Origin of the sequence: Rhodopseudomonas sp. BR0M22 (assembly GCF_010907035.1) — a bacterium.
Classification (GTDB): Bacteria; Pseudomonadota; Alphaproteobacteria; order Rhizobiales; family Xanthobacteraceae; genus Rhodopseudomonas.
Genome location: NZ_QUMK01000045.1, coordinates 15719 through 30023 on the forward strand (window position 1 = coordinate 15719; position 14305 = coordinate 30023).

The window sequence follows — 14305 nt, forward strand, 5'->3', positions numbered from 1 at the left end:
GAAACCGCATGACCGATCTCGATACATTCCGCGCCGAGACCCGTGCCTGGCTCGAGGCCAATTGCCCCGCCGAGATGCGCACGCCGATGCAAGGTGACGAGGACAATTTCTGGGGCGGCCGCAACGCCAAATTCGCCTCCGAGGCGCAGAAGGTGTGGTTCGAGCGGATGCGCGACAAGGGCTGGACGGTGCCGGATTGGCCGACCCAATACGGCGGCGGCGGGCTCGACGGCGCGCAGCACAAAGTGTTGCGCGAAGAGATGGCTGCGATCGGCGCTCGCTCGCCGCTGTCCTCGTTCGGCATCTGGATGCTTGGGCCGGCGCTGCTGAAATACGGCAACGAGCAGCAGAAGGCCGAGCACCTGCCGAAGATCGCCCGCGGCGAAATCCGCTGGTGCCAGGGCTATTCCGAGCCGAACGCCGGATCGGATCTGGCCTCGCTGCAGACCCGCGCGGTGCCCGACGGCGACGACTTCATCATCAACGGCTCGAAGATCTGGACATCCTACGCCAACTACGCGGACTGGATCTTCTGTCTGGTGCGGACCGACCCCGCCGCCAAGAAGCACGACGGCATCAGCTTCATCCTGTTCGACATGACCTCGAAGGGCGTGACGACGAAGCCGATCCTGCTGATCTCCGGCAAATCGCCGTTCTGCGAGACCTTCTTCGACAACGTCCGGGTGCCGCAGTCGCACGTCGTCGGCACCATCAATCGCGGCTGGGACGTTGCGAAGTATCTGTTGCAGCACGAGCGCGCGATGATCTCCGGGATGGGCGGCCGCGACGGCGGCCGGCCGCTTGGTCAGGTCGCGGCGGATTCGCTCGGCACCGACGATCAGGGCCGGCTCGACGATCCGATCCTGCGCGGCCAGATCGCGACGTTCGATGTCGACGAGGCGGCACTCGCCTGCGCGGCGGAGCGGGCGGTCGATCTCGCCAAGGCCGGCCAACTGCATCCGGCGTTCTCGTCGGCGATGAAGTATTACGGCACCGAGCTGAACAAGCGTCGCCACGAGATCCTGATGTCGGCCGGCGGCATCGATGCGCTGGAGTGGGAGAGCGAGCGCAGCCAAGAAGGCAGCCGCGCCCGCGCCTGGCTGCGCACCAAGGCCAACTCGATCGAGGGCGGCACCAGCGAAGTGATGCTCGGCATCGTCGCCAAGCGCATCCTGGATCTGCCGGGGGCGTAGTAGGGGGCCTCATCCTGAGGAGCGGCCGTCAGGCCGCGTCTCGAAGGATGAGGGGCCCCGGCGCTCATGGTTCGAGACGGCGCGCTGCGCGCGCCTCCTCACCATGAGGTCCTCGTATCGTTGCAACATCATTGATCTGATCGGAAACCTCACCCATGGCTCTCGTCCTCACTGAAGAACAAACCATGCTGCGCGATTCCGCGCGCGGGCTGATCGGCGACAAGGCGCCGGTCGCGCATTTGCGCAAGCTGCGCGACGAACGCGACGCCACCGGCTTCTCACGCGAACTGTGGAAGAGCTTCGCCGAGATGGGGCTGGCCGGCCTGCTGGTGCCGGAAGAGTTCGGCGGCTCGGGGCTCGGCTGTGTCGAGGCCGGTGTGGTGATGGAAGAGATCGGCCGCAATCTGACGCCGTCGCCGTTCCTGTCGACTGCAGTGCTGGCCGCTTCGGCGCTGGCCCGCGGCGGTTCGGCAGCGCAGAAGAAAACGTTTCTACCCAAGATCGCCGATGGCTCGCTGATCGCTGCGCTGGCGATCGACGAGGGTGCCAAGCATCGGCCCGCAAAGATCGCGCTGCAGGCAACCCGCGCCGGCAACGGCTTCAAGCTCAAGGGCGACAAGGCGCTGGTGGTCGACGGGCATGTTGCCGATCTGCTGATCGTCGCCGCGCGGAGTTCCGGCGCACCGGGCAATGCCGACGGCTTGACGCTGTTCCTGGTCGACCCCAAGGCCAAGGGCGTTGCGATCGAGCGCACCGTGATGGTCGACGCGCACAACGCGGCGCGGATCAGCTTCGACGACGTCGAGGTGAATGCCGATCAGGTGCTCGGCGAAGTCGACCGCGGCGGTGCGCTGCTCGAGGCGGTGCTCAATGTCGGCCGTGCCGCTGCTGCGGCCGAAATGCTCGGGGTCGCCGACGAGGCGTTCGGGCGGACCGTGAGCTATCTGAAAGAGCGCAAGCAGTTCGGCAAGCTGATCGGCGAGTTCCAGGCGCTGCAGCACCGCGCCGCACACCTCTACACCGAGATCGAGATCCTGCGCGCCGCGGTGCTCAAGGCGCTGCAGGCGGTCGACGCCGATGCGGCTCAGGCGCGGGTGGCTGTTGCGGTCGCCAAGGCCAAGGCCGGCACGGTGACGACGCTCGCAGTGCAGGAAGGCGTACAGATGCACGGCGGCATGGGCATGACCGACCAGTTCGACGTCGGCCTGTTCATGAAGCGCGCCCGCGTGCTGCAGGAACTGCTCGGCGACAGTGCCTACCACGCCGAAGCGCTGGCGGAGTTGAAGAAGTACTGAGGTCCGTTCGTCAGGGCGCTTGCGTGGTCATTCCTGGGCGCGAGCGCTAGCTCGCGAACCCGGAATCCCGGGATTGTTTTGAGACCTCGCCCTAAACCGCGAGATTCCGGGCTCGCGCTACGCGCGCCCCGGAATGACGGAGCTGTGGCCTATTATCTGATGGGCGGCGCGTACTGAATCCCGCCGTTGCTCCAGAGCTGGTTGAGGCCGCGCGGGATGCCGAGCTTGCCGACGTTGCGGTCGTAGACTTCGCCGTAATTGCCGACGTGGCGGATGATGCGGGCGGCCCAGTCCTTGGACAGGCCGAGGTCCTCGCCGAACGCGCCCTCGGTGCCGACCAGGCGCATCACGTCCGGCTTCTTCGATTTCAGCGCCGTATCGATGTTCTGCGAGGTGATGCCGAGCTCCTCGGCGTTGATCATCGCGTACAGCGTCCACTTCACGATCATCATCCAGTCGTCGTCGCGCTGACGTACCACCGGGGCGAGCGGCTCCTTGGAGATGACGTCGGGCATGATGACGTGGTCGGCGGCGTTGGCGAAGGTCTTGCGCAGTGCGTAGAGCTGCGACACGTCGGCCGTGAAGGTGTCGCACTGGCCGTCCTTGTAGGCCTTCACCACGTCGTCGAACTTGTCGGACTTGACCTCCTGATACTTCATGTTGTTGGTGCGGAAGTAATCGGCGAGGTTGAGCTGGGTGGTGGTGCCGTTCTGGACGCAGACCTTGCTGCCGTCGAGCTCGACCGCGCTGTCGATCTTGCGCGACGCCGGGACCATGAAGCCCTGACCGTCGTAATAAGCCACCGCCGGGAAATACAGGTCGTAGTTGGTCTCGCGCGACATGCTCCAGGTCGAGTTGCGCGACAGGATGTCGACCTTGCGGCTCTGCAGCTCCTTGAAGCGTTCGCTGGCATCGAGCGGCACGAATTTGACCTTGGTCGGATCGTCGAAGATCGCCGCCGCCACCGCGCGGCAGAAGTCGACGTCGAAGCCTGTCCAGTTGCCCTTGTCGTCCGGAGTCGCGAAGCCGGGCAGGCCCTTGTTGACGCCGCACAGCACGGCGTCGCGGCGGATGGTGCGCTTCAGCGTCTTGGTGTCGTAGCGCTCATAGGTGATCGCCGCCGCCGCGATGCCCGCCGCGACCACGAGCCCGATCGCGAGCCCGGTCTGAAACGTCCGTTTGAACATGCTGGATCTTTCGCAATGAGAAGGGAAGGCCGCCGCGCCGTTACAGCTCGGGCTTTTGCCGGACCACAACCTTGGTGCCGACCGGCACGCGGTCGTACAAATCCATCACGTCGGCATTCACCAGCCGGAAGCAGCCGGACGAAATCGCGGTGCCGATGGTGTCGGGGCGGTTGGTGCCGTGGATGCGATACACCGTCGAGCCGAGATACATCGCCCGCGCGCCGAGCGGATTGCCCGGGCCGCCGGCCATGAAGCGCGGCAGATAAGGCTGGCGCTGGATCATCTCCGGCGGCGGCACCCAATCCGGCCATTCGGCCTTGCGCGAGATCTTCAACAGGCCCTGCCATGTGAAGCCTTCACGGCCGACGCCGATGCCGTAGCGCAGCGCGCGGTTGTTGCCTTGCACCAAGTATAAATAGCGTTCGGAGGTCTGAACGATGATGGTGCCGGGGGGCTCGGTGGTGCGGAAATACACCATCTGCTTCTGCCATTCCGGCGGCAGCACAAAGCCGTCGTCGGCGATCAGTCCGGGCTCGTCTCCGACATCGGACTGCTGCGCGTAGCTCGGTGCCGATGCGAAGAGTGTGACCAGGGCGGTCGCCATCGCCACCCTGCCCAGCAAGCGCGGAAATCTCATGACACCCCCATCGCGAGTCACAGACACTTGCTGTGTATCACGTCAGCCCTTACCGATCCACAGCCGCAGCAGCAGCGAAACCAGCGTCACCGCACCGACGCCGGCGAGCCAAAGCGCGACGAACCACAGCAGTCGTCGGGGCAGCGGGCTCTTCGGTTCAATCGGCGCCGTCAATGATAGCCGTGCTCCGGATCGATCTTGCCGCGGAACACCCAATAGGCCCAGGCGGTGTAGGCGAGGATGATCGGCACCAGAATGGCGACGCCGACCAGCATGAAGATCTGACTGTTCTCCGGTGCAGCGGCCTGCCAGATCGTGATGCTGCGCGGCACCACATACGGCCAGATGCTGATGCCGAGGCCGGCGTAGGACAGCGCGAACAGGCACAGCGCCAGCAGGAACGGCTGATAGTCCCGGCGCTGCACCAGCGCCCGCAGCAACAGCGCGGTGACGATGGCGACCGCGAGCGGCACCTGCGCGGTGGCGAGCACGTTCGGCCAGGCGAACCAGCGCTGCGAATAGTCGTAGGACAGGAACGGCGTCGCCGCACTGACCGCGACGATCGCGGCGAGCAGCGCGAACAGCAGCCAGCGGCTCAGCCGATACGCCGTGTCGCGCAGATCGCCGGTGGTCTTCATCACCAGCCAGGTCGCGCCGAGCAGCGCGTAGCCGATCACCAGCGCGACGCCGGTGAGCACGCTGAACGGCGTCAGCCAGTCCCACCAGCCGCCCGCGTAGGCGCGTCCTTCGACGTGAATGCCCTGCAGCAGCGCGCCGAGCGCGATGCCCTGCGCCAGAGCCGCGATCAGCGAGCCGAGGAAGAAGGCGAGGTCCCAACGGTTGCGCTCGCGCTGGGTGCGCCAGCGGAATTCGAACGCGACACCGCGAAACGCCAGCCCCAGCAGCATCGCGATGATCGGCGTGTACAGTGCCGGCATCAGCACCGCATAGGCCAGCGGAAACGCCGCGAATAGCCCGCCGCCGCCGAGCACCAGCCAGGTCTCGTTGCCGTCCCACACCGGCGCGACGCTGTTCATGATGACGTCGCGGTCGCGCTTGGTGCGAAACAGCGGAAACAGGATGCCGAGACCGAGATCGAAGCCGTCCATCACCACATAGACGAACACCGCAAAGGCGATGATGAAGGCCCAGATCGTCGCGACGTCGTAAGTCATAGCCACAACCGAATCCTGCTCAACTGAATCTGCGGGTGGCGATCGCCGGCGCCGGCGTGATGCCGGCGGCGCGTTCGGGCGTATCGCCGCGCGGACCTTCCTCGCCATGATGCGGCGGATGCGCCATCAGCCGCAGGATGTAGACCACGCCCGCGATGAAGATGGCGAAATACACCACGATGAAGGCGATCAGCGATGTCGCCACGGCGGGCGCGGCGAGCGGCGATACCGAGTCGACGGTGCGCAGCAGCCCGAACACCGTGAACGGCTGACGGCCGGTTTCGGTGGTGACCCAGCCTGCCAGCACGGCGATGAAGCCGGCCGGGCCCATCGCCAGCGCGAAGCGGTGCAAGGGGCGGGATTCGAACAGCCGGCCACGCCAGCGCAGCCACAGGCTGAACACGCCGAGGCCGAGCATCAGGAAGCCGAGCGAAACCATCACGCGGAACGACCAGAAGGTGATCGGCACCGGCGGCCAGTTTTCGCGCGGCACGGTGTCGAGGCCGGCGAGCGGGGCGTCGAGCGAGTGCTTCAGGATCAGCGACGACAGCTTGGGGATTTCCAACGCGTAGCGCACCACCGCGGCGTCCTGGTCCGGCAGGCCGAACAGGATCAGCGGCGCGCCGTCCGGATGGCTCTGGTAGTGGCCTTCCATCGCCATCACCTTGGCCGGCTGGTGCTCCAGCGTGTTGAGGCCGTGGGCGTCGCCGGCGAAGATCTGGATCGGCGCCACCACGGCGATCATCCACATCGCCATCGAGAACATCATCCGCGCGCCGGGCTGCCGGGTGTTGCTCAACAGGTGATAGGCGCCGACCGCGCCGACCACCAGCGCGGTGGTCAGGTAGGCGGCGAGCACCATGTGCACGAGCCGATACGGGAACGACGGATTGAAGATCAGCTTGAACCAGTCGACCGCGACGAACTGTCCGACGTCGTTGATGGCGTAGCCAGCGGGAGTCTGCATCCAGGAATTCGCCGACAGAATCCAGAACGCCGACGTCAGCGTTCCGATCGCCACCATCAGCGTGGCGAAGAAGTGCAGCCGCGGCCCGACGAGCTTGAGGCCGAACAGCATCACGCCGAGAAATCCCGCCTCGAGGAAGAAGGCGGTCAGCACCTCGTAGGCCATCAGCGGCCCGAGTACCGGGCCGGTCTTGTCGGAGAATACCGCCCAGTTGGTGCCGAACTGGTAGGACATCACGATGCCCGAGACCACGCCCATGCCGAACGCGATCGCAAAGATCTTCATCCAGTAGTTGAACAGGTTGATGAAGACTTCGCGCTTGGTCCACAGCCACAGCGCTTCAAGCACCGCAAGAAAGCTCGCCAGTCCGATCGAGAAGGCGGGGAAGATGATGTGAAACGAAACCGTGAAGGCGAACTGGAGGCGCGCCAGCACCACCGGATCCAGACTCTCGAACATTCCACCGACCCGTAGACGTGACGGAAGATGATGCGCAGATCATCGCGCGACTATGTATCGTCGCAGTGCACAAATGCCTAGCCGGTAGCCGTTAACAATTCCGCGACGGCGTTGCGGTCGGTCGATCATCGTGCGGTTTGTCTCGGGTTTTCGAGGCGCGCAGTGCGCGCGCTGCGTCAACACAACGCATCAGCGAGCTGCAAACAAGCGAAAACCCGGACGAGGGGGCATCTCGTCCGGGTCCCTTGGAGGCCTACGATGGGGTGTCGGAGGCTTTGGAAATTCGCTGCCGCGCGACCTGCGATTGGCGGCCGCCGCGTCGATGGAGATCACCCTAGCAGGCCGATCTTTCCGTTCGATGTCGTCGACCGTTTCAATTGTTTCATTCCGCGATCGAACTGCACTGTACAATTATAGTGACCACCACATCGTGGCGCGAGAGCGGCGGACGAGAACCGCTCCAAACTGCCGGCGTGCGACCAAGCGGCGCGGATCGGCGCGCTTGCGACGTCACGCCGCGAGGCTTTCGACGCCGTGCCGCTTGAGCAGTTCGGCGAGCTGCCTGCGGGCGTAGAACATCCGGGTCTTCACCGTGCTCTGCGGAATGCCGACGATACGCCCGACTTCCTGCACCGACTTCTCATGATAGTAGACGAGATTGATGATCTCGCGATGGGCCGGCGACAGTTTGGCGATGCAGGCGCGCAAGATGTCGCTGGTGCGGCTGCGGTCGAGGGCGGCTTCCGGCGAGTCCGAGCCGTCGGCGATCTCCAGCACGTCGTCCTGGTCGATATCCTCGTGCTGACGCTGGCGCAGCGCGGTGAGCGCCTTGAAGCGGGCGATCGACAGCAGCCAGGTCGACACTTGGGCGCGCCCTTCGAACTGCCGGGCCGTCCGCCATACATCCAGGAAAACCTGACTGACCAGATCCTCGGCGGTCGCGGCGTCGCGTACCATCCGCAAGATGAACCGATAAACCCGGACGTTGTGCCGGGCGTACAAAGTGTGCATCGCAGTCCGGTCACCGTCCGCAATGCTGGCGAGCAGCATTTCATCGCTCGTGGCCCTGGCGGCGAGGATACCCAGGCGGCCGGCGTCGTTGAGCGCAATGACGTTCTGCATGACGAGCTCCCTTCGTGCCGCGCTCCCCCGCGGCGTGTTGGGAGAAGTACTAGCCAGCTACCGTTTCAGGAGGTCTGCGCCGGGGAAGAAAATGGTTTCGTGCCATGATCGAATTGTTTCGTCGCTTCGGCGGTGACGAAACAATCGGTGCAAAAAGGCGAGAGGGATCAGGGCAGCAGGCGGCCGCGACGGGTCGGCCGGCAGGGTCAAGCCCGTTCGCTGGCGGGCGAGAACAAATAGCCGCCGCCGCGAATTGTCCTGATTACGGCCGGTTTCGTCGGATCCGGCTCGATCTTGCGGCGGATCCGCATGATGCGGAGATCGACCGCGCGGTCGAAGGCTTCGGCATCTCGCGCATTCGCCAGCTCCAGCAGCCGCTCGCGCGACAGCACCCGCTTCGGATTGGCCGCGAACACCTTCAGCAGGCCGAATTCCGATGCGGTCAGCGGATGCTCGTTGCCGTCGTCGTCGCGCAGCGCCTGGGCCTCGAGATCGAGCCATTTGGTGCCGAACCGGACGAGCTGGGCGTTATCGGCCTTGGCGGCACTCGCCGGTTCAATGGCGGCCGGCTTCGGCGGCGCCGCGCGGCGCAGCACCGAGCGGATCCGCGCCATCAATTCGCGTAGCTCGCAGGGCTTTGCGATGTAATCGTCGGCGCCGAGCTCGAGGCCTACCACCCGGTCGATCGGGCTGGCGGTCGCGGTCAGCATGATCACCGGCACGTTCGACTTGGCCTTGAGGTCGCGGATGATCGACAGCCCGTCCTCTTCCGGCATGTTGAGGTCGAGCACCACCAGATCCGGCAGCTTGGTGGCGATCTCGGCGCGCAGGCTCTTGCCGCCGTCGCACAGCGTGACGGCAAAGCCGTGCATCTTCAGATAATCGCCGACCATTTCGCGGGCCGGGGCTTCGTCGTCGACGACGATGATGTGCGGGGTCTGGCTCATGACGAAGCTGCCGCGGGCAGGGTGATGGTGAAGGTCGCGCCCTGACCGGGGCCGGGGCTCGCAGCGGTGACCTGGCCGCCGTGCATGTCGACGATCTTCTTGACGATCGACAGCCCGAGACCGGTCGAACTCTCGCCGGCGGTCGGCTTGGCGGACAGCCGTTGGAACCGGCCGAACAAGCGGCCAAGGTCCTCCGGCGACAGACCCGCGCCTTCGTCGCAGACGCGGATCACGGTGTTGCCGCCGTCGCCGTCGACCTGCAGCGCGATACGGCCGCCGACCGGGCTGTATTTGATTGCGTTGCTGACCAGATTGTCGATCGCCTCGCGCATCCGGTCGGAGTCGCACAGCGTGGTGCAGGCCTCCGGCGTCGACACCGAGATCTCCTGCTGCTTGTTCTGCGCCATCGGTCGGTTGGCTTCCGCGACCTCGCCGACCAGCGCCGCGAGGTCCACCGGCTCGCGCCGGATCGAGATGTCGAACGCGTCGGCCATCGCGTCGGAAATCAGGTGGTCGACCATCAGCGTCAACCGCCGGGTCGCATCGCGGATGTGGTCGACCTGGGCAATGACGTGGTCCTTGGAGGCTTCGGCGCCGATCAGTTCGGTGAGCATCTCGGTGCGGCCGAGGATGACGCCGAGCGGGTTCTTCAGATCGTGGGCGACGGTGCCGAGGATTTCGTTCTTGAACGCGTTGGCGCGCTGCAGCCGCAGCCACTGCGTCGACAGTCGGCGGTTGGCGAGGGTCAGCGCCCGGGTGCGCTGCGCGACCCGGTCTTCGAGCTGGGTATTGGCCTCGTGCAGCTGACGATAGAGAATGACGTTGTCGAACGCGATCGACAGTCGGCTGCCGAAGATCTCGACCAGCGACCGATCGGTTTCCGACAGCTCGCGTTCGGCCTGCAGCAACACCACGACTTCGCGGCCGCTGCCGGTGCGGATGTAGAGCACGGTACGATGGTTGGCGAATTCGTGCTTGCGGCGCCGGAACGCTTCCTCGACCATCTGGCGGAGGTTCTGGTCGAGCCCGTTGCCTTGGCAGGTGGTGCCGATGAAGCGGCTGTAGCAACCGGATCCGGCCAGAACCGCCAGCTCCTCGCCGGAATCTCGTAACACGAGAATACCGGCGCAGTCGACGTTGAGCAGTGAGGCGAGCTGGGTCAGCACGCCCTCCGCCAGCCGCTGCATCGATTTGAAATCGTACAGCGTGGAGGCGGCGTCGATGATGATTTCGAGGCCGCGCCGCGTCTGCACCATGCGTTCGAGCTGCTGGTAGCTGCGCAGAGCGGCGGTCAGCGAGGTGAACAGCTTGTCGGCGGTGAGTTCGGTCTTGGCCTTATAGTCGTTGATGTCGTAATCGACGATCACACGCCGCTCCGGTGCCTGGCCAGGCTGGCCGGTGCGCAGGATGATGCGGACAGTCTCGTTCTTCAGTTCGTTGCGGATGAACTCGACGAGATCGAGGCCGGCCGCATCGGTCTCCATGATGACGTCGAGCAGGACCGCGGCGATGTCGGGGTTGGCCCGCATCAGTTCGCGCCCTTCGGCGCCGGAATAGGCCGAGACGATTTCCAGCCCTTGGCCGTTCAGGCTGTAATCGCTGAGCGCGAACCGGGTGCCGTCGTGCACCGCGGTGTCGTCGTCGATCACCGCGATTTTCCATTTTCGCGCGCCCGATACCTCCGGCGTCGAATCGGTGTCTTCGATCAGCTCGAGGATATCGTCCTGGTCGGCCATTGCAGGTTTCCGTCGATGGGCGGAGCGGCAGGAGCCGCGCCACCGGTGGCGGTCTTCGGCATGATAATGCGAAAAGTCGTGCCTTGTCCTAATCTTGATTCCAGCACCATGCGTCCGCCGAGCTGCTGGGTCACCAGATTGTAAACGATGTGCAGGCCGAGGCCGGTGCCCCCCTCGTTCCGGCGGGTGGTGAAGAACGGGTCGAACGCCTGTCGCTGCACGTCCGGTGTCATGCCGGCGCCGTCGTCGGCGAAAATGATCTCGATGTCGTCGGCGCCGCGGGGACGCGCCGTGATGGTGATCGCCCCGGGGCGGGCGTCCGGGAAGGCGTGGTTGGCGGCGTTCAGAAACAGGTTGGTCAGAATCTGTCCGTAGGCCCCGGGATAGCCATCGATCATCAACCCTTCGGGCACGTCGATACGCAGATCGATCGGCGCGCGCTTCAGCACCGGCTTCAGGCTGGCGACGATCTGATCGGTCGCCTCGTTCAGCGAAAACTGCCGGCGTTCGGCGTGAGAACGATCGACCGCGACCTGTTTGAAGGATTGGATCAGATCGGCTGCCCGTTGCAGATTGCCGACGAGCTGTTGGGCCGCATCCCGCGTCGTGCGCACGAATTCGTCGAGCTGCGAGCGCCGGAGTGGCGCATCGCCTTTGACTTCAGCCTCGAACGTCATGGCGCGGCGGTTGAAGCTCGACGCCACCGTCAGACTGATCCCGATCGGATTGTTGACCTCGTGAGCGACGCCGGCGACCAGACTGCCGAGCGCGGCCAGCCGTTCGGCATCGATCAAATTCTGCTGCGCGGTCTTCAGTTCGAGCAGTGCGCTCTCGGCCTTCTCTTTCGATGCGCGCAGATCGTCCTCCGCCTTGCGCTTGTCGATGGCGTTCTCGCGGAACACTTCGACGGCGCGGGCCATCGCGCCGACCTCGTCCCGCGCCTCGGTGCCGGCGACGCGGCGGTCGTAATTGCCCGATGTGATGGCGTGCATCGAGGCGAGGATCTGCTGCAGCGGCAGACGAATGCTGAGCGCGATGACGATTCCGGCCGAGATGATGATTCCGAGAAAGATCAGCGCGATCGTCAGCACCTTCTGCGAGATTCCGGCCAGGGTGCGGTCGAAGGTCTCCTGCGCCTTTTGTTCACGCTGCCGCATCTTGACCGAGAGCGCATCGATTGCCGCGATGGTCGCGGCCTGGCTGGCGTCGATCGAGCTGCGCAGCAGGTCGCTTCGTTTGGCGAGCTGATCGGTCAGCTCCTGCAGGCCGTCGCTCAGCGCCGCGGTGCGCAGCTTCAGCTTCTCCAGTGCCATCTTCTGCAGATCGTTGTCGGCGAGGTCGGTCATCACCGGAATGGTGCGCACGATCGTTTCGGTGTTCTGACGCGCGTCTTCGGCGGCTTCCGGCGACAGCGACAGGTAGTAGGAGTTGGCCGCGACCAGCATGGCGGTGAACGCCTCACGCGCGCGGCCGAGCGGCGGCAGGATCAGCGCGTCGCGCTGGCCGCTGGCGCCGGCAATCACCGCGAACAAAGCTGCGATGTCGCGCGCCGGAGCCTGGACCTGGTTTTCGTAGGTTGCCTTGATGGTGGTCTGCAGCGCCCGAAGGTCGCCGAAACCGCCGAGGAAGCGTTCGGTGGCGCGCTCCAGCTCCTCGACCGAACCTGACAGCATCGGATCGGTCGAGGCGCGGTTGGTCAACGTCCCGAGTACCGCCTCGCGCAGCAGCAGAATCTCCGCAAACAAGTCGGGGCTCGGCTGGTTGATGTAACGATGGATCAGGTTCTGCAGCCGGCTCGTCTCGCTTTCGAGCAATGCCAGAATTTCGTCGGACTTGCGGACCTGACGGACGTCGTCCCAAGCGGTGCGCAGCTCCCGCGAGCCACTCCAGATCAGGCTGACCAGAACCAGAACGACGAGCGAGTTGAGCGCCGCGATCGACATGATCCGCCAGCGGATAGGTACGGCTCGCACCAAGCCGACGAGACCCGTGCGGCCGCGGGTGTCCGGGCGTGGTTCGGTATCAGCAGTCTTCGAAGACATCGGGTCCAGTCCGGTCGATGTTTCGTCGATGACCTCTCCACCGGCCAGCCGCAACAAACGGCCCGCGCGCGGCGTCTGCGTGCGGGACCAGGGCTCGGCTGGACAGCGGCAAGTTCAATCCCATAAGGTTAATGCCGTTCGCAGGGACCGGAGAAGTCCCGCCAAGCTAGCAGATCAGCCTGGGCGATGGCTATCGGGAGTGAGCGCGTCTGACGATGGCCGGAATGTTCAGAAAATTCGCATGGATCGCCGCCGTCCTGGCTTGTAGCGCTGCCGGCATCGCCCCTGCCGGCGCTGCCACGGAGATCGCCTGGTGGCATGCGATGTCGGGCGAGCTCGGCCGGCAGCTCGAGAGACTGGCGGCTGATTTCAATGCCTCACAATCCGATTACCGGGTCGTGCCGAGTTACAAGGGCAACTACACCCAGACCGTGACCGCCGCGATCTTCGCGTTCCGTTCCTCGACCCAACCGGCGATCGTGCAGGTCAACGAGATCGCGACCGCCACCATGATGGGGGCGAAGGGCGCGGTGTATCCGGTTTACGAACTGATGAAGGACGAGAACGAGGCGTTCTCGCCGGACGACTACCTCCCCGCCGTCACCGGCTACTACACCGATCTGAGCGGCAACATGCTGTCGTTTCCGTTCAACGCTTCGACGCCGATCCTGTACTATAACAAGACACTGTTTCGTCGGGCAGGGCTCGATCCGGACAAGCCGCCGCTGACGTGGCCGGAAGTCGGCACCATGGCGAAGCGTCTGCGCGATGCAGGCGCGGCCTGCGGCTTCACGACGTCGTGGCCGTCCTGGGTGAATGTCGAGAACTTCTCCGCCTATCACAACCTGCCGCTGGCAACGCGCTCGAACGGGCTCGGCGGGTTGGATGCGGAACTGGTGTTCAACAATCCGACGGTGGTGCGCCATGTCGCCCAGCTCGCGGATTGGCAGAAGACCAAGATCTACGACTACAGCGGACGCGCCACTGCGGCCGAGCCGCGATTTCAACAAGGTGACTGCGGCATCTTCATCGGGTCGTCTGCGACCCGAGCCGACATTCTGGCCAATGCCAAATTCGAGGTCGGTTACGGTCGCCTCCCGTACTGGCCTGATGTGTCCGGCGCGCCGCAGAACACCATCATCGGCGGCGCCACGCTGTGGGTGCTGCGCGGCCGGCCGGCGGCAGAGTACAAAGGAGTGGCCAAGTTTTTCGCCTATTTGTCGAAGCCGGAAGTTCAGGCCGCCTGGCACCAGCACACCGGCTATCTGCCGATCACCAAGGCGGCTTACGATCTCACCCGGGCCCAGGGCTTCTACGACCGCAATCCGGGGACGGCGATTTCGATCGAACAGATCACGCTGAAGCCGCCGACCGAGAATTCGCGCGGGTTGCGGCTCGGCTCGTTCGTGCTGGTCCGGGCCGCGATCGAGGTCGAGTTCGAGCACACGGTCCATGGCGATAAATCGGCGCAGGCGGCGATGGATTCCGCGGTCGAGCGCGGCAACAAGCTGTTGCGGCAGTTCGAAGGGACCAAGCCGTAACGGC

The 14305-nt window shown here is 65.0% G+C and carries 12 protein-coding genes; 3 read left to right on the plus strand and 9 right to left on the minus strand.

The genetic code is table 11. The features are described from left to right. Positions 1–8: 8 nt before the first annotated feature. Entirely contained in the window at positions 9–1193 is a 1185-nt protein-coding gene (locus DY468_RS15330; RefSeq protein WP_164605668.1) for an acyl-CoA dehydrogenase family protein, read from the plus strand. A 155-nt stretch (positions 1194–1348) separates the two neighbouring features. After that, on the plus strand, positions 1349–2488 hold the full coding sequence (locus DY468_RS15335; protein WP_164605669.1) for an acyl-CoA dehydrogenase family protein: 1140 nt from the start codon (positions 1349–1351) through the stop codon (positions 2486–2488). Between the two features lie 152 nt (positions 2489–2640). On the opposite strand, the gene DY468_RS15340 is transcribed toward DY468_RS15335, so the two are convergent. From DY468_RS15340 to DY468_RS15380, 9 genes are all read right to left on the minus strand, one after another. Continuing rightward, on the minus strand, positions 2641–3675 hold the full coding sequence (locus DY468_RS15340; protein ID WP_164605670.1) for an amino acid ABC transporter substrate-binding protein: 1035 nt from the start codon (positions 3673–3675) through the stop codon (positions 2641–2643). Positions 3676–3715: 40 nt separating this feature from the next. Beyond that, positions 3716–4312: a L,D-transpeptidase gene (locus DY468_RS15345; protein WP_164605671.1), complete on the minus strand. Its 597-nt coding sequence runs from the start codon at positions 4310–4312 to the stop codon at positions 3716–3718. A 42-nt stretch (positions 4313–4354) separates the two neighbouring features. Further along, positions 4355–4486, minus strand: coding sequence for a DUF2474 domain-containing protein (locus DY468_RS15350; RefSeq protein WP_164605672.1), 132 nt, complete (start codon positions 4484–4486; stop codon positions 4355–4357). Further along, positions 4483–5487 (minus strand): cytochrome d ubiquinol oxidase subunit II, encoded by a 1005-nt coding sequence (gene cydB, locus DY468_RS15355; RefSeq protein ID WP_164605693.1) that lies wholly within the window; start codon positions 5485–5487, stop codon positions 4483–4485. Before cydB ends, DY468_RS15350 begins: the two co-directional genes overlap by 4 nt. 19 nt (positions 5488–5506) lie before the next feature. Next, entirely contained in the window at positions 5507–6913 is a 1407-nt protein-coding gene (locus DY468_RS15360; protein WP_164605673.1) for a cytochrome ubiquinol oxidase subunit I, read from the minus strand. 510 nt (positions 6914–7423) lie between these two features. Next, positions 7424–8035 carry a sigma-70 family RNA polymerase sigma factor gene (locus tag DY468_RS15365; protein ID WP_164605674.1) on the minus strand — a complete coding sequence of 204 codons (612 nt, stop codon included), beginning with the start codon at positions 8033–8035 and terminating at the stop codon, positions 7424–7426. Between the two features lie 206 nt (positions 8036–8241). Further along, positions 8242–8982 (minus strand): response regulator, encoded by a 741-nt coding sequence (locus DY468_RS15370; RefSeq protein ID WP_164605675.1) that lies wholly within the window; start codon positions 8980–8982, stop codon positions 8242–8244. Then, on the minus strand, positions 8979–10718 hold the full coding sequence (locus DY468_RS15375) for an ATP-binding response regulator (RefSeq protein ID WP_164605676.1): 1740 nt from the start codon (positions 10716–10718) through the stop codon (positions 8979–8981). Before DY468_RS15375 ends, DY468_RS15370 begins: the two co-directional genes overlap by 4 nt. Beyond that, positions 10688–12760 (minus strand): sensor histidine kinase, encoded by a 2073-nt coding sequence (locus DY468_RS15380; RefSeq protein ID WP_205512390.1) that lies wholly within the window; start codon positions 12758–12760, stop codon positions 10688–10690. The genes DY468_RS15375 and DY468_RS15380 overlap by 31 nt, the downstream gene beginning before the upstream one ends. Positions 12761–12984: 224 nt before the next feature. Between DY468_RS15380 and ugpB the strand changes: the two genes are divergently transcribed. Continuing rightward, entirely contained in the window at positions 12985–14301 is a 1317-nt protein-coding gene (ugpB, locus tag DY468_RS15385; RefSeq protein WP_502706229.1) for a sn-glycerol-3-phosphate ABC transporter substrate-binding protein UgpB, read from the plus strand. Positions 14302–14305: the final 4 nt, after the last annotated feature.